At 36.3% G+C, this 17,387-nt stretch carries 10 protein-coding genes; all 10 read right to left on the bottom strand.

All coding sequences use genetic code 11. The features are described from left to right. Positions 1 to 141 precede the first annotated feature (141 nt). The 10 genes from J2X17_RS03530 to J2X17_RS03485 all read right to left on the bottom strand — a co-directional run bounded on the left by J2X17_RS03530 (position 142) and on the right by J2X17_RS03485 (position 17,250). Complete coding sequence (locus J2X17_RS03530) at positions 142 to 2,085, bottom strand: glycoside hydrolase family 97 protein (RefSeq protein WP_310294760.1); 1,944 nt, start codon at positions 2,083 to 2,085, stop codon at positions 142 to 144. Positions 2,086 to 2,100: 15 nt separating this feature from the next. Beyond that, on the bottom strand, positions 2,101 to 4,695 hold the full coding sequence (gene xyl3A, locus J2X17_RS03525; RefSeq protein ID WP_310294758.1) for a xylan 1,4-beta-xylosidase: 2,595 nt from the start codon (positions 4,693 to 4,695) through the stop codon (positions 2,101 to 2,103). 38 nt (positions 4,696 to 4,733) lie between these two features. Further along, complete coding sequence (locus J2X17_RS03520; RefSeq protein WP_310294756.1) at positions 4,734 to 6,953, bottom strand: glycoside hydrolase family 127 protein; 2,220 nt, start codon at positions 6,951 to 6,953, stop codon at positions 4,734 to 4,736. A gap of 82 nt (positions 6,954 to 7,035) precedes the next feature. After that, positions 7,036 to 9,498, bottom strand: coding sequence for a glycoside hydrolase family 95 protein (locus tag J2X17_RS03515; RefSeq protein WP_310294754.1), 2,463 nt, complete (start codon positions 9,496 to 9,498; stop codon positions 7,036 to 7,038). Positions 9,499 to 9,541: 43 nt separating this feature from the next. Then, positions 9,542 to 12,259 (bottom strand): alpha/beta hydrolase-fold protein, encoded by a 2,718-nt coding sequence (locus J2X17_RS03510; RefSeq protein WP_310294752.1) that lies wholly within the window; start codon positions 12,257 to 12,259, stop codon positions 9,542 to 9,544. Between the two features lie 27 nt (positions 12,260 to 12,286). Next, positions 12,287 to 14,005 carry a glycoside hydrolase family 43 protein gene (locus J2X17_RS03505; RefSeq protein WP_310294750.1) on the bottom strand — a complete coding sequence of 573 codons (1,719 nt, stop codon included), beginning with the start codon at positions 14,003 to 14,005 and terminating at the stop codon, positions 12,287 to 12,289. Between the two features lie 802 nt (positions 14,006 to 14,807). Beyond that, entirely contained in the window at positions 14,808 to 15,116 is a 309-nt protein-coding gene (locus tag J2X17_RS03500) for a response regulator (RefSeq protein WP_310294749.1), read from the bottom strand. 21 nt (positions 15,117 to 15,137) lie between these two features. Further along, positions 15,138 to 15,668 carry a YceI family protein gene (locus J2X17_RS03495; RefSeq protein WP_310294747.1) on the bottom strand — a complete coding sequence of 177 codons (531 nt, stop codon included), beginning with the start codon at positions 15,666 to 15,668 and terminating at the stop codon, positions 15,138 to 15,140. 31 nt (positions 15,669 to 15,699) lie between these two features. After that, positions 15,700 to 16,575: a pirin family protein gene (locus J2X17_RS03490; RefSeq protein WP_310294744.1), complete on the bottom strand. Its 876-nt coding sequence runs from the start codon at positions 16,573 to 16,575 to the stop codon at positions 15,700 to 15,702. A gap of 84 nt (positions 16,576 to 16,659) precedes the next feature. Next, complete coding sequence (locus J2X17_RS03485) at positions 16,660 to 17,250, bottom strand: Crp/Fnr family transcriptional regulator (protein WP_310294742.1); 591 nt, start codon at positions 17,248 to 17,250, stop codon at positions 16,660 to 16,662. Positions 17,251 to 17,387: the final 137 nt, after the last annotated feature.

The raw sequence follows: 17,387 nt of genomic DNA, 5'->3' as shown, positions 1-17,387 counted from the left end.
TTTCAATTAAATACAACATGAACTTTTCTGAAGCTTACAATTTTATTTTAACTTTCAGAATCAAGAAATAGAAATTTTAAAATTCTTACTTCCCGTTTTTTTATTTACGGAATGCTTTTAATTGGTATTAAAAAAAGCAAATTAATTTAATAACAATATGCCGCCGTTGCAAGGAATTTTTATTTCGACCTCGCTATTATTTTTAAGCGTGAGCGTTTTTACTTTTCCATTTAATACTTCATCATCAAAATAGCATTTTAGTGTTGTTCCGGCTGACAACATTGACAGTTTTAGTTTAACTTTCAACGTTTCCTTTTGTGCGTTAATACCCGCTATGTACCACTTGGTTCCTTTTCGACGTGCGAACACTACATATTTACCAGGATATCCATCTAAAAAACGAACTTCATCCCAGGTTGTCGGAACTTCTTTCATAAAATCGATCGCCCAGGCCGGAGCATCAGTTAAATTATTTGGTGCCAATGCAAAATGCTGAACACCGCTTTGAAAAAGCACAGCAGTCGCTAAAGCAAATACATCTGAAGTTCTTCGTTTTGAGCCTTTATTAGGAATATTGTCACTATTGTAAAATTCATTTAGAGCGCTTCCCCCAAAATCCATACTTCCCACCGCATTTCGAATAAAGGTATGGATCGAAGCATTCATGGCTTCATTATCACAGCTGGCTTGCCCGAAATGCAGATTTTCACTGGCTAAAACGGCTTCGCTGGCTGCATAATTTGGATACATACGCTCCCAGCCTCTTGGTAATGTGCATCCGTGAAAGATCACCATTATACCAAAATCATTGGCATCTGTCAGGATATCTTCATATAATTTCATGGTAACTTGTTTGTCTCCTCCAAAAAAATCTACCTTAATTCCTTTTACTCCAATGCTTTTCATCCAGGCCATTTCCTTACGACGGATTGTCGAATTATCCATCATTCCTCGAGGCCCCTGAGGTGCGTCATTCCAATATCCATTCGAATTATACCATAAATACAAGCCAACCCCTTTTCCTGCACCATATTCCGCCAGTTCGGCAATTTTATCTTTTCCTATCTGAGTATCCCAAAGTGCATCAACTAAAATGGTTTCATATCCCATTGCAGCACTAAAATCTATGTATTGCTTTTGGACCGGAAAAGTAGTATTGCCATCCATTTTGATGATCCAGCTCCAGGAACCTTTGGTGTATTTGTACTCTTTTGAGGCTTTGTATTTTGGTTTGACCAAATCAAAAGGAATCGTAGTTGCTACAATTGGAGCAAGCGTTTCACCAATAGTGATAGTTCTCCAGGGAGTTTCACCAATAAGGGACAGTCCTGGCGCTGTAGTTCCGTTACCGTTATTTTCTCCCGCCATTGGAAATCCAACAGTGTATAATCCGTTATCATGTCCAATTAATCGGCTGCCACAATAATTGCCATCAACCCCAGTCTCAGAGATTAAAACCCAGCCATTATTTTTTACTTTAAATAGACATGGAAATGTATAACCTTCACCAATTCCGTTTTTGCCCATTGGAGCATCTAATGTGTATGATGTTTCATAACTAGGAGCACTTCTTGCATATCCAGTCATTGGCTTGCTTTGCGGACAAAGAAAAGTTGTAGTTCCTTCCGGTAGCTTAAAACCAGAAACCTCTTCTTCTACAATACAGGAAAGAACCTCCTTTTGTGGATAGATTTTATATTTAAAAGCGACATTGTTATTACTTACTCTCAATATTACATCAATAGCAGGCATATTTTCCTTACTGAAAGAAAATATGGCTTCATTAGCCTCATAATGCACATTGCGTTGCTTAATATTTGGCTGTTCATATTTTTCATCAATTTTATTCTGATTTACATCTGCTTTTAAAACTAATCCTGTCGTAAAATCACCAACACTGGTTTTTAAACCAAGTGGAGAATTCTCTAAGAACGTTTTTTCATTGTATTCAATACTATACAAAGGCGATCCATTAGAAACAGAAAGAGAAACTTTAAGTTTTCCATCAGGACTCTTTACGATAGATTGTGCATTTAATTTTAAAAAAACAAATAGACATAAACACAAAACATATTTAAAATTCATAACACTTTGGATTAATTATTGAATTGCTACTTTTATCATTTTTAAATCGTTAGCATCTGAACTCGTGCCATAATAGACTTCATATTCACCTGAGGTTACATTCATTCCTCTGGTTTTTGAATCATAAAATTCAAATGAAGAAGCAGGTAAATTGATCGCTACATTTTGACTTGCACCCGCTTTTAAATCGATTCGCTTAAAAGCTTTTAAGGTTTTTAAAGGACCAGATGTATCATTTACTTTTCGAACATACACCTGAACAATCTCCGTTCCCTCTCTTTTGCTGCTGTTTTTTATTGAAAAATTTAATTGTATGTTTTCAGTAGGATTTATTTTTGTCTTATTCAATTTAGCTGTACCAATTTGAAATTTAGAATAGCTTAAACCAAAACCAAACGGAAACAAAACATCTGTTGTGTATCTGTACGTGCGCCCTTTCATGGAATAATCTTCAAAGTCGGCTAATTTATCTGAATTTTTATAAAAAGAAACCGGCAGTTTCCCTGAAGGATTATAGTCTCCAAAAAGAACATCGGCGACAGCCTGACCACCAGATTCTCCGGGATACCAAGCTTGTAAAATCGCGTCGCAGCTTACTGTTTCAGGGGCAAAAGCAATTGCAGAACCCGAACAGTTTACAAAAACTACTTTTTTCCCGGCCGCCTTAAGTTCCTGCAAACATTTTCTCTGAACGGCTGGAAGTTCAATATTAGTACGGTCACCGCCTTTAAATCCGGGGTATGAAACCGGCATTTCTTCTCCTTCAAGCAAAGTTGAAAGTCCGCCAACAAAAATAACGGTATCAATGCCTTTTAATTTTTGAATTAGTCCTGCGAAATCAATATTATGTTCTTTTCCAAAATCAAATTCAAGATTAGCCTGCCAATTGTTGGACTGAGCATACAGAATTTCGATTTTATATTTTTTACCTGCTGTAACCGGAAATGCAATTTTGCCCGGAAGCGTACGCCAGTTAGTGTATTTTGCCAATGACTTGCCATCAACAAGCAATTCAAAAGCTCCGGTAGCTCCTGTTTTAAAAACCAAAGTATCATTTGCTTTAGCTGAAAATTCTCCTTCATATTTTGCTGAAAATCCTTCTAATTTTACGCCCGAAGCAAATTCATGCTGACCGGCCGTTGTCATCTTTATAGGATTTAAAATTTGCTGCGTTGCTACACTATTCCCTTCTCTGTTTGGATTATTCCAATAAGTCGCTTTAATTCCTTTTTTTCCTTCAAATGAAAGCTGGTCAAAATAAGTTTCGTTTACCTTGTCCTCCACTAAATCACAGGCTTTATCGTACACTATTTTGTTTGCCGTAACTTTTGATTCTATCCCGCTTTTAATAGTAATTGTTTTGACTGGAGTTCCATTATAATTTCCCCATAACATTGGCTCATTATCAGCATTTGGGCCAATTACCGCCACTTTGCTTAAACTTTTATTTAAAGGAAGTATGTTGTTTTTATTTTGCAGAAGCGTCATTGATTTTTGTGCCATTTCAAGTGCTAATTGCTGATGCTCTTTGCTATTAAGTACAGATGCCGGAATTTGAGCCCAGGGCACAATGGCGTCGTCATCCATTTCGCCCAAATCAAAACGGCCAATCAAAACACGAAGCAGGCTTTTATTAATATCAGCTTCTTTAATTAAATTTTTTTCAACAGCTTCCGGTAAATTTTTAAAAGGATATTTTTCCCACACACATTCTACATCCGTTCCTGCTAGTACCGCTTTTGAGGCTGCATGTGTTGCGTCTGACGAAACTTTATGCGTCGTATAAAAATCGGTAACAGCTCCGCAGTCTGAAACCACCATGTATTTATACCCCCAGTCATCACGCAAAATTCGCTGTAGCAAACGTGTATTACTACAGCAAGGTTCGTCATCCAAACGCTGATATGCACACATCACCTGACGCACATCGGCATCTTGTACCAATGCTTTAAAGGCTGGCAAATAGGTTTCATAAAGTTCACGAGGATCCACATTATTTAAATTCAATTCGTGTCTGCTCCATTCCGGACCGGAATGAACTGCAAAATGTTTGGCACAGGCTAAAAGTTTTCTGTATTTAGCATCTGCCGGACCTTGTAATCCTTTAACAACGGAGATTCCCATACGAGAAGTTAAGTAAGGGTCTTCTCCATACGTTTCCTGCCCTCTGCCCCAACGTGGATCTCTGAAAATATTAACATTCGGAGTCCAGACTGAAAGACTCAAAAAACGCTTGTTTTCATTCCCATTCTTAATCCATTGATTGTATTTTGCACGTGCTTCATCAGAAACCGCATTAAAAACAGTATAGACAAACTGATCGTCAAAAGAGGCAGCCATACCAATAGGTTCAGGAAAAACGGTAACATTATCATTATTGGCGTAGCCATGCAGGGCTTCACTCCACCAGTTGAATTTTTTAATTCCAAGTCTTGGTATTGCATCACTTTGGTCACACATTAAGGCCGCTTTTTCTTCAAGTGTTAATCTTGAAATTAGATCTTCTGCACGTTCTTTTGAACTTAAAGACGGATCTTTAAAACGGTATTGTTGTGCATTTACATTAAAAATGGCAACTAAACTTATGATAAACAGATAACGTAATTTCATGATTTCTGAATTATATGATGAATATTTTGTGTTATTTTCTACTCTTTTAAAATTCTAAATTGATGAAACTTTGGACTATTACTTCCGTCATTAGATTTTATTGTGATGTTCACTATTTCAATCTTTTCAACATTTAACCGGATGGTTTTATTTGCTGAAGAAATAATCTGAGCCGGTTTTTCATTGATGAGAATTGTGATTTTATCTGTTTTAAAATCGGATATACAGCTTATATCCAAAAATTTTCCGGACTTATTTTTATTCAACAACTGATAGGAAATATAAGAACGGGTACTTCTCCAGGCTTTTGTATCGTCGTAACCTGAATCACTTTTTTCACCTTTATAACGGTGATCTACTTCTGACTGCTGTTCACCGCAATTAATTTTATCGATGGTTTTTGATTCCAAAGCCATAGCTTCAATTTCCTGCTGCTTTAATAAGTCGTGTTTTTCCTTATATTGTTCTTTGGTGTAGTTTTGAAAATACATTTGATATCTTGCATCATGAATTTCGAAAAAAGGCTGTAATTCTAAAGAATCTAAACGGAAATGCAGGTTTCCTTCTTCATTTAATTTTGCAATATAATCTGCCTTATCTCCAATCATTTCATACGCCTGATCCAACGGATAATATTTACCGGACGCAACATGTCCCATCCGGCTGTCATCGGCAAATAATCCGTCCAAATCCTTGTTTGATGTTTTGGCAGCTAAAACAATGGGTCCGTTAACAAATGCACTCCAATTTGAACCGTCTGGCAAATTTTCTAAATGTGTAGCAGTTTTGAATGTAATCGATATTTGATCTCCAGATTTCCATTTTCTCTTAAGCGTTACATAACTTGACGGCTTTGCTTCTGTTTTCTGAATTTTTCCATTGATCGAAATTTCAAAATTTTCTGCCCACTCCGGATGGCGAATATTCAAGGAAAATGTTTTGCTTTTCTTTAATTTCAAAACAAGATCTGTACTATTTTGGTAAGGAAATTTGGTGCTTTGTTCTATGTAAATATCCTTTTCTTTCCAGTCTAAAGTCGACGGAATAAACAGATTTACAAAAATATCACTATCAGAATGGCTGTATATTAATTCGCCATATTTAGAATGATTTTCAAGACCTGAGCCCACACAGCACCACATGCTTGTTTCAGGCTGAGAATATACGCGATAATGATTTGGCCTGATGGGAGTAAAATACACAAAACCACCTTTTTCAGGATGCTGGCTCGAAAGAATATGATTGTAAAGCGTGCGCTCATAAAAATCAAGATAAGAAACGTCATTTTTGTCCAGAAATAAAGCTTTGCTCAAACGCTCCATATTATAAGAGTTACAGGTTTCCGGACCCTGATTTGATTTTAACATTCCGCTAAAATCCTCCGTCGGATTAAAATGCTCTGCAAAACTATTCCCGCCAAAAGCTACACTTCGTTTGTGAGTAACATTTTCCCAGAAAAACTGCGCGGCATTGGTCCAGTCTTTATTTCCGGAAAGTACACCGATTTTTTCAAAACCAATCACTTTTGGTATTTGGGTATTGGCATGCAATCCTGTTAACTTGTCTTCTTTTTTCTCTAGCGGATTTAATACCGCTAAGTGCGAAACTTTTTCGGCTGTTTCCAGATATTTTTTATCCTTTGTAATGATATATAAATCGGCAAAAGATTCATTTATGCCACCGTGTTCTGTTTTTAATATATTTTGAATCTGTTCATTAGAAAGCGGACGAATCAATTCGATAAACCAATCTCCTAATTTTATTACAATATCTTTTGCTTTTTCATTACCTGTATAGCGATAGGCATCAATTAAACCCGCAAAAAGTTTATGGATATTGTACAGTGGCACCCAGGTATTGTTTAATCCAAAATTACTTCCGTCGATATCTCCGTTATGAATTCGGTCCCAAAAAACTTTTCCCTGCGGAATTCCTCCCACATAGCCATTGCCATTTTTATCCTGACATACAGCTAATTCTGAAATCATGTAATCCAATCGGTTTTTGACTTCAGTATTTCCTGTAGAAGCATACATCATAGCCAGGGCAGAAAGATAATGCCCGGCAATATGGCCGTCAAGTCCAATGCTTTCCCAATTCCCATAGCGTTCTGCTTTTACGGGTATTCCCGAAGCGATGAGATAAGGAGCTAAAAGGCGATCTGGTTTCAGCTCTAAAATATATTTGAGATCAACATTCTGCGCATTTTTAAACGGACCTTCTTTTAATCTTACCTCTTTTAAATCAAACAGTTGCATTTGAGCTGTTGCAGAAGAGGTTATCAATAACCCCAACAGACAATAGAAGATTTTATATTTTAGCAAAAGATTTTTCATGTTATTATTTAATTGAAAAGTTGTAGATCTTGCCCTTTTCAGTTTCAATATCATACAGATAAGTTGGAACAATATCCAAAGGTTTTATATCAGATGTTGCAGCTATAAGAGGTTTTTTCACATCATTTGTCTGGTAAAAAACATTTGAATTAATGCCTGAAGCTGTTTTAAAATTTGCATTGCCTTTTAGAATAATCTCATTTGGAGTTCTCAATCTAAGATTTCCTCCTAGATTGGACTGAATACTTACTGCAATTAATTTCCCATCTTTCCATTTCATATCCTTAATTTCAAAACCGCCATGGGCTTTTAAACCTGTTATCTCCCCGTAATTTTTTAAGGCATCCGGTAAAGCAGGAAGTAAATGAATGGCATCCTCTGAACTTTGCATCAACATTTCGGTAATTCCTGATGTACAACCAAAATTGCCATCAATTTGAAACGGCGGATGGGCATCAAAAAGATTATTGTAAGTTCCTCCTCCATCTTTATTGACACCAAGCGGCGTTAACTGATTTTGAATTAAACTATAAGCATGATTGCCATCCTGCATTTTTGCCCACCAATTTACCTTCCAGCCCATGCTCCATCCTGTGGATATATCCCCTCGTTGAAGCAACGTATTCTTTGCCGCTGCAAAAAGTTCCGGAGTTCGATATGCCGAAATCTGATTAGAAGGATATAATCCGTATAAATGCGATATATGACGGTGTTTGTCTTTAGGATCATCCACATCATCCTGCCATTCCTGCAATTGATTGTGTTTTCCAATTTGCATAGGCGGAAGCATATTTCTTAATGTCTTTAAGCTATCTGCATATTGTTTATTTTTTCCTAATATTTCTGATGCTTTTATAACCGAAGTAAAAATATCAAATACAATTTGATTATCCATCGTTGAACCCGCCGTAACTGAAGATTTTTGATGTGCTGCAGGAGAATTTTCAGGAGAATTTCCCGGTACTACAACCAACCAGCCATTTGCCGGATCTTTTACTAGAAAATCAGCGTAAAAATCGGCTGAGCCCTTTAGCGTTTCATAAACAGATTCGAGATACCCCTTATCGCCGGTATACAAATAATGCTCCCATAAATGCTGACTCAGCCATCCGCCGCCTGCATTCCATACGCCCCAGGTGGCACCGTCAACAGCGCCATTAATTCTCCAAATATCTGTATTATGATGCGCCATCCAGCCACGGGCTCCGTACATTACTTTTGCTGTTTCTTTTCCGGTTTCACCCAATTCCCGAATCATTTTTAAGAGCGGTTCATGCATTTCTGACAGGTTTGTTTTCTCTGCTGGCCAATAATTCATCTCCGTATTAATGTTGATAGTATACTTACTATCCCATGCCGGCTTCATACCAGCATTCCATATTCCCTGAAGATTTGCCGGCTGACCTCCTGGCTGTGAAGAAGATATCAATAAATAACGTCCGTATTGATAATACAAAGCCACAAAAGAGGGATCTGAAACATTTCTAAAATTCGCCAGTCTTTCATCTGTCGGTACTTTTGAAGCTGTTGATGATCCTAAATCAAGTGTAACTCTTTTAAAATATTTTTGATACTGGGCAATGTGAGCCTGCTTCATTTTATCATAATTCTTATCAAATGCTTTATTCAAAAAAGATTTTGCTAATACTGTTTCTTTTCCACTGATATCCTTATAATTAATAAAATTAGTAGCAATAGAAACATAAATTACAACTGCATCTGCACCTTCAACTTTAATTGAATTTCCGGAAGCATTTACACGTCCACCCTTCACTTTAAATTTTGCCAGTGCGTTAAATTTCACCTTTCCTTCGACACCTTCATGATCACTTGTTGTGCCTACAAGTGACAGTTCATTATTGCCGTTAACTGTTATTTCCTGTTTTTTATGCTGCGAAGTAAAAGCCGCTGTAAATGATAATTTTCCGGGTTTATCCGCCGAAAGTTTTATCACTACAACACGATCCGGAAAAGATGTAAACGCTTCACGGGTGTAGGTTACATCACCTACTTTATAACTTATTTTTGCAACAGCTTTTTCAATATCAAGTTCACGGTAATACTCTTTGAAATCGTGCTGATCAGAAAAATTCAATTCTAAATTCCCCACAGGCTGAAACATCTGTCCGTGAGATTTTTTAGTAATTATGTTTTCATTTATCAGCTTTTCTGCTTTTTTATATTCTCCCTGAAAAATAAGCTTTCGTATTTCTCCCAAAGCTTGTTTCGCATCGGGATTGTCGTTCCTGTTCGGACTTCCGCTCCATACGGTTGACTCGTTTAATTGGAAAATTTCTTTCTCAATGTTTCCATAAACCATGGCACCCTGAAAACCATTTCCTATCGGCAGCGCATTTTCCCAAACCGTACCGGCAGGATTTTTATACCAAAGTTTTAGATCATCTGTCTGCTGGGCAGATAATGAGATTCCAAAAAACAGCATTATGCCTATTACATATATTTTCATAACTATTTGTTACTGTGGTATTGTATTAGAATGTTTGAAATAATTAATTAAATAATAACGGAGCAAACATAAATAAATCATGTCTCCATACCGGCCAGGTATGACCGCCCGGATACTCGCTATATTGGTATTTAATACCCATTTGATCAAACTTACTCATCATAATTTTGCAATTTTCAAAAGCAATATCTTCCTTGCCTCCCATTGAAATCCAAAAGTTTTTAATATTTGAATTAATAGCTGTAGCATTATTTTTCATGAACTCATATTGTGGTTCTGACAATGTTGCATTATTGGCCCACCAACCAGAACTAAAAACACCAATGCTCGAAAACAGATCAGAATTTTTAACCCCTGCATAAAGTGTCTGCAATCCGCCCATTGATAAACCGGCTAAAGCCCTGTTTTTAGCATCAGCTGCTACTTTAAAATTACTCTCTACAAAAGGGATTGCGCCCATTTTTAATTCATTTTCAAAAGCTTTTAAGGCATTTTCGTTAAATCCCGCCACTCCTCCGGTATTTCCCATATTGCCGTCAAGCATCGCAATCACCATTGGTTTTGCTTTCTTTTCCGCTATTAAATTGTCTAAAATTAAATTGGCTTTACCCTGAGTTGCCCATCCGGTTTGGTCTTCGCCTCCTCCATGCAAGAGATACAAAACCGGATACTTTTCAGTAGATTTTTCATAACCAGGCGGTGTATAAACATACATTTCACGCCAGGAATTTGTTGCTTTTGAAAAGTATTTTGTAATTCTGATATCACCATGCGGTACTGTTTTTAAAGCATAGAAATCTCCTTCTTTATTAGGAATTTCAATACCGCTGGCCATTCTTCCCATCCCATAAAACGTATTACTTGACGGATCGGCTACAGCTACACCATCAATAACTAAAGAGTAATAATTAAATCCTTTATTGATCACATCGGTAGTAACCGTCCATAATCCGTCGGAGTCTCTTACCAAATCGTACTTTTTGCCTAAATCAATTTGTACTTTTTTAGCTTCCGGAGCTTTAACTTTAAAAACCACTCTATTGTCTGGTAATATTTGTGGATAATTGGCATTGCGGATATTAGTTTGTGAAGGCTCTCCTAAAATAGTATAGGATGGAAATAGCGACTGATCGACAGGTTTAAATAAAAACTGTGAAAACATGTACAAACCATTTTTCCAAACTTTAAAATCATGAACTCCAGGCTCGATATAATAGATATGAGGGACATTGTTTTTGTACAAATAATCATGGGTTCTTCTGCTATTTTCAATAAGCCAGTCGTTATCACCACAGGAAATCCAAAGCAGTTTTAATTTCTTCTTTGCTTCTTCCGGATTCGGAACTAATTCTTCCGGCTTTTTAGTGTTTGGAGCCGCTGAGAATGCGCCAACCCAAGCAAATTTATCCAGATTGCCTAATCCGAAATTCAATGACTGTCCTCCGCCCATAGACAGACCGGCAATAGCGCGGTGCTCCCTGTCTTTATAAACAGGATATTTTTTTTCGATAAAAGGAATTAAATCATTTAGCAAATCTTTTTCAAAAACCGCGAATGCCTGTACTTTATCCGGAGCCATTATATTTCCGGTCGCACTATCGTCTTTCATCGCTCTGCCGTTTGGCATTACAACAATCATAGGTTCTATTTTTCCTTCAGCATAAAGATTATCCAATATCACCTGTGGATTTCCTCCGTTGAGCCATTCTTTTTCATCGCCGCCTATTCCGTGCAAAAGATACAAAACAGGATATTTCTTCTTTTTATTGAATCCCGGAGGCGTATAAACGGTAGCCTTTCTTACTGAACCCACTATTTTTGATTCATAAGTGATTGCTTCTATTTTTCCGGATGGAATATTGGAATTTAACTGATCAAAACCAACAGGTGCCTGAACTTGTAAAGGCGTTTTACCTTCCGAGAATTTATACCCCAGCAGAGAAAGCATTTTATCAGCATAACGTCTTCCTAAATCTCTGTAACCCGCTGCATTAAAATGTAAAAAATCAGGCTCAGCAGTGCATCCTTTAGATGAAATCACATAAGAGTTTGGTATTGTTTTTGGCAGCGTCGCAATAATTTTGTTCATGCTCCCACATTTGCCATTCTGGTCTTCATTTACGGTTTCTCCTGAAAGCAATGGCACTTTTTTCGGATCCAGATTTAAGTCTTTCATCAAATTATCGTACACAATTTTCACTTTTTGAGGCCAAAGTGTATCACCAGTATTCGATTCTCCCTGATGCAGCAAGATACCTTTAATAACACCTTTTTTCTGTGCAATTTTTGCCATCTCCACAAGGCGTGCATAAGGATTGTCATTATATTCCTTAAGAATTCCTTTCATCCAGTCAGGTGCAGTTGCAATATATTCTGCAGTCTTATCTTTATCAAAAAGTTCAATTTTGCAACCTCCAACAGCCACATTTATAACCCCAACTTTGATATTTTTGGGCAAATTAGCTACCATGTTTCTTCCAAAATAATCAACTGGTGTCAATCCGGTGCTACAACGGCATAATGGTGGAATTGCAGTATACCAGTTTCCCTTTGTACGATTAAGATCAGGACAGTTTATGACTTGCAAAACCTGAAAACGATCATCAACACCTGCTTTATCCTGCGGCTCTATTTTAGCATAACCTTCCATGTTAGATTGGCCGAAACTCAAATAAACATGAAAATTCGGATCTTGGGAATATCCTTTTTGTGCTATTAAAAAAAGAATTGCAAATGCGAAATACCTAATAATTGATTTCATTATGTAAATGTTTTAAAGTCCCTATTTTTATTTTACCAGTGCATCATTTGAAGCAGTAGCATATAATCCTACCAATGCTCCAGTAAAACCTCCGGCCATATTTGTTGAAAGAATATCACCAGAAACACTTCCTCCTAAATTTTCAAAATCAGTACCATTCAAAGCGTAACTAAATTCGTAACTGTCTCCCGTTGCTTTCACTTGCAAACGGATATTTTTTTTGATTTCGATTTTTCCACTTGCTATAATTTTTGATACGCCTTTTTCGGTTCTTTCCAATAAGATATAAGTATCATTTCCTTTTTTTGTGATGCCGAAAACATAATTAAAACGCTCATTTTGAAGGCAAACAATTCCTGCCAGATCTTTTTCAGATGCGGGTTTATAGTCGATTGTTGTTGCAAAAGAAAAATTATTATGCTGTTGTCTGTAAAATAATGTAGATGTTGGTTTTACTTCTTTAATATTTACTGCAAAAGGTTTAATCTCCAGTCCTTTTTTAGTTACCGAAATAAATTTTTCACGAGGTCCTCTCAAACCTATCCATCTGTTATCTAATTTTTGAGAAGTGAAATTTTCAGTAAACGTAAAATTACCATTCGGGAAAAATCCATCTTTTCCGGTTTTGTTTTCAGTAACACCTTTAGGCATTTTAATTTTTGGCTCCAGGGGAACTAATCCGTTTTCAAAAACAGGAAAAGTACCGGACCAATCTACCGGAAGCATAAAAGTTTCGCGTCCTGTATTTACACGGTTTTTATCATTTGGTCGGATACCTAGAAACACACCATAATATTTATTATCAGGTCCCAGAACTAAATCTGCATGACCAGCCCAATCCACTTTTTCAGGCCTGTCTTGTGGAAAATATCTTTGTGTCAGAATTGGATTGTTTGATGCGGGTTTAAATGGCCCTTTTGGACTGTCACTAATAAAAACAACTTCGCTATGATTGCCTCCAGTACCGCCTTCAGCACACATTAAATAATAATGCCCATCTTTTTTATACAAATGCGGCGCTTCGATCCAAATTGGTTTTTTAGAAAGATCTACACCTCCATCCACGATAATTTTATCTGTACCCGGAATTACTTTATCATTTACAACATCGTATTCCCACACCTTAATAACACGATGACCTTCATACAATTCTTTTCCTTTATCCGGAGCATCGTTATGAACGATATATCCTTTACCATTATCATCAAAGAAAATGCATGGGTCAATTCCGTTAAAATCCAGTTTTATCGGACTTCCCCAGCCTTTCATTGGATCTTTAGTTTTTACTATAATGTTCCCCATATTACCTGTAAAGGCTGTTACAATCATATAAAAAGTGTCATTGTGAGGATTATACGTGATACCAGGTGCATATACGCCCTGACTGATACCTGTATCATGCGGATTAAATTCGGAAACATTATTTAAAACACCTCCCAAATCTGTCCAATTCACTAAATCCTTTGAATGGAAAATTGGCACTCCCGGAAACATCGCAAATGAAGAGCAAACCATATAATAATCATCTCCTTTTCTGGTAATGGCAGGATCCGGATAACATCCTTGTAAAATAGGCGAATAAAACTCGCCAGGTTTCAATGGATGATTTTTATAAATCTGATCTTCGCCTGTATAAACCACATTAGAAAAAACAGGATCTTTAGCAAGAGAGCCTTCAACGTTTATTTGATTAAAAGAAAAAAGAAATAATAATGATAATACTAAAAATATCTGTCGCTGTTTCATTTTAATTGTTCATGTATTACAACATCTCTGAGAAATGTTCCGGTTATATAAAAAGATAAATTAATTCAAATAATTAATAAGTGTATCTATTACAAATATAAAAAAACATTTGAATACACAACCGGTTGCTTTAATTTATTTTTCGTAAATGCGCAAAAAAAAGTATAATAAAAAACAGTCTATGTAATAAAACTGATAAAAAACAAATATTTGTTAATTTTGTTTAACTTCAAATATATCGAAAAGAAGGTTATTTATCATTTATTTAATGATAAAAAATAAAAATTGAGTAGAACTTTTTCAGACCAATATCTAACAACTTAAAAAATTGCCGTCAAAGGAGTTTAGCTGAAAGCCTAAATAAAGAATTACATTAAGCTTTATATCCTGAGGCCTATTTAAGGATTGGGATTATACAACGTTTTGTAGCTACAATAAAAATATCGTTTTTCGATTTTACAATGCTTTTAAAAGTACAAATTTTAGGTAAGGTAGAATTTTGTATTAGCAATTGTAGTGTCAAAATAATTTATTAAGCCTTAATTAATATAATAATACAAAGTTAATAATTGAGTTATGTTACTAGATACAAAGCCTTTAAAGGGGCGCAGTTGAGTTCGTTTTGCTTAAAGTTACAGCCTAAAACTTCAATTCTGCCTTGTACGATTGCCGCTATTTTTTGTTTCAAACCAAAGGTCAGGTGTTGCTGTATCCGTTTTTGGAATGAACTTCTTTTTTTAGAAGTATATCCCACTTCTAATAGCAAAAGAAGCCACAAAAATTGTGGCTTCTTTATATAAAATTATTGCTGTAATTTACCACTAAGAGCATGCAGTATTTCGTTTTTCAGAAGTCCGCTTCCTCCTCCAAAATGTTGTACAATTTTGGTTTCAGGCCTATTTACATTAAAATAACTGATTAGGTAGGATTCGCTTTCCGGTTCTATGCCACAGCCCAACAGTACAATGTCAAAATTATGTACGTCAAATAAGGCCATTGCTTCAGCATTTGTATAGGCACCTATCCCAAACCAGTCATCTTCTTTATTTATCAGGCGTACCACAGTCTGCAAAATATCTTCATGCCTTCCGATGTATAAAATCTTAATCATTGTATGAATTGTTTTGTGTTCTTATTGTTTGATAAACTGCAGCTCAATTTCAAGGCTTACATCTTCTCCTACCAGGACACCTCCGGTTTCAAGTGCGGAGTTCCATGTCAATCCCCAGTCCTTGCGGTTTATCTTTGCTGCTATAGTAAATCCTGCTTTAACATTTCCCCATGGGTCTTTCATTAGTCCGCTGTAATCTGCTGTAAGATTCACATTTTTTGATATGCCACGAAGTTTAAGCGAACCTGTTAAAGCGAATTCTCCCTCATTATTTTTAGTAAATGAATTTCCAATAAATTCGATCTCAGGATATTGTGCGGCATCAAAGAAATCCGGACTTAAAAGATGTGTGTCGCGATCTGCATTTCCTGTTGTAAGAGAATCGACTGCACCGCTAAAGTAGATTTTTGCATCTGTGAAATCATCTCCCACAGTAATAATATTGGCATCAAATTTTTGAAACTTACCAGTTACATTGGTAAACATCATATGTTTTACTTTGAAGGCGATTTCTGAATGCGTAGGGTCAATAACCCACTTTGTTGTAGACATTTTAAATTATTTTATATTGAACATTAGGTGATTACATTGTCATTGGTACGTCCATCAAAAGGATTTCCGAGCCTTCAGCCTGAGAAGTGATCTCGAGGTCGTTTATGTCCCATAACCCCAAACCGTCCCGTTGAGAAAGAAGCGTGCCGTTTATATTAAAACTGCCTTTTATTATAAAAGCATAAATGCCATTTCCGGTTTTTTTAATTTTGTAGTTACTTTTATATTGATCATCAAAAGTACCAAGGTGAAACCAGGCATCCTGATGAATCCATACACCAGAATCCTTTGGGTCAGGCGACAAAATCTGCTGGAATTTATTATGACGGTCTTTCAGCTTTAGGCTGATCTGGTCGTATCGTGGGGTTACATTTTTTTTATTTGGATAAAGCCAAATCTGCAGAAATTTAACTGGTCTGTCACTGTTATTGTTAAACTCACTGTGATAAATTCCTGTTCCGGCACTCATTACCTGAATATCTCCATTTTTAATAATGGCAACATTATTCATACTATCCTTGTGTTCCAGATCCCCTTCAAGAGGAATTGAAATAATTTCCATATTATCGTGGGGATGCGTGCCGAATCCCTCTGAAGGATCAACAACGTCGTCATTGAGTACCCTTAGAACGCCAAAATGCATTCTGTCGGGATTGTAGTAGCTTGCAAAGCTGAAAGTTTGGTGTGTATCGAGCCAACCATGATTAGCATGTCCCCGGGTTTCTGACTTATGCAGTACCGAGTTTCCTGTTACCGGGGTATCGGTTGCAGGTAGGTGGTTAAATCCTACTGGTTCAAGAGGTTTAATTTCGTCAATATCATTCTGCATGATATTGGCTACTGCTGCAGAGGCAACAAACATTCCTGTTCCCAGGAGTCCTTTTTTTATAAAATCTTTACGGTTCATAATTTTGTCTGATTAATTATCAGGCAAATTTCCACCATAGGTAAAGCCCATGCATTGAACTAGGACAAGATTTTCAAATTTTTATCAAAAATTCAGAGATTTGAGTTTACGGGTCCTGATTTTGGAAAGAAACTCAGCAGAAATACCCAGATATGAGGCAATATAGTGTTGTGCTACACGCTGTGGAATGGTGGGATACAAAGCAAGAAATTCATCATATTTTTGTTCTGCTGTCAGGGTTATGCTGTGAAAAAGACGATTCTGGGTAACAGCCAGGTTACGCTGCATCAAAATTCGGAATGCCCTTTCAAACCTCGGCGCCTGTTCAAAAAGTTTTTCCTTAGTTTCTGGACTGAACAGTAAGAAATCGCAGTTTTCCAGAGTTTCTATAAAAACGTGACTGACACAGTCTTCATAAATACTAAAAGAAATATCACTTATCCATGAATTTTCCACTGCAAACTGCAGTATTACTTCAAATCCATTTTTATCAATATAATATTTTCTAACACAACCTTTTACTACAAAAGCTTCAAAATTACATTTTTCGCCTTCGTGCAGCATAATTGTTTTTTTTGCAATTTGTTTATGCGATAAAAGACCATTGAAGATTTCCAGTTCTTCAGGAGTAAAATTTACATATCGTGAAATTGAGGAATTGATTTGTGTAAACATAAGCGGAACAATTTATAGTAACGTTAAATTAAAACAATGTGATATGAAAGTAAGCCGGGAACAGTTGTATTGTCTTTCTTTTTTGTCTGAATTGCTATTAGTTTCTCTGTTAATTAGAATTATGATACTAAGTATTT

The organism is Flavobacterium aquidurense, assembly GCF_031458035.1.
Taxonomy (GTDB): domain Bacteria; phylum Bacteroidota; class Bacteroidia; order Flavobacteriales; family Flavobacteriaceae; genus Flavobacterium; species Flavobacterium aquidurense_C.
Note: the sequence above shows the minus strand (reverse complement) of the source record. Positions and strands in the feature narration are given on the sequence as shown.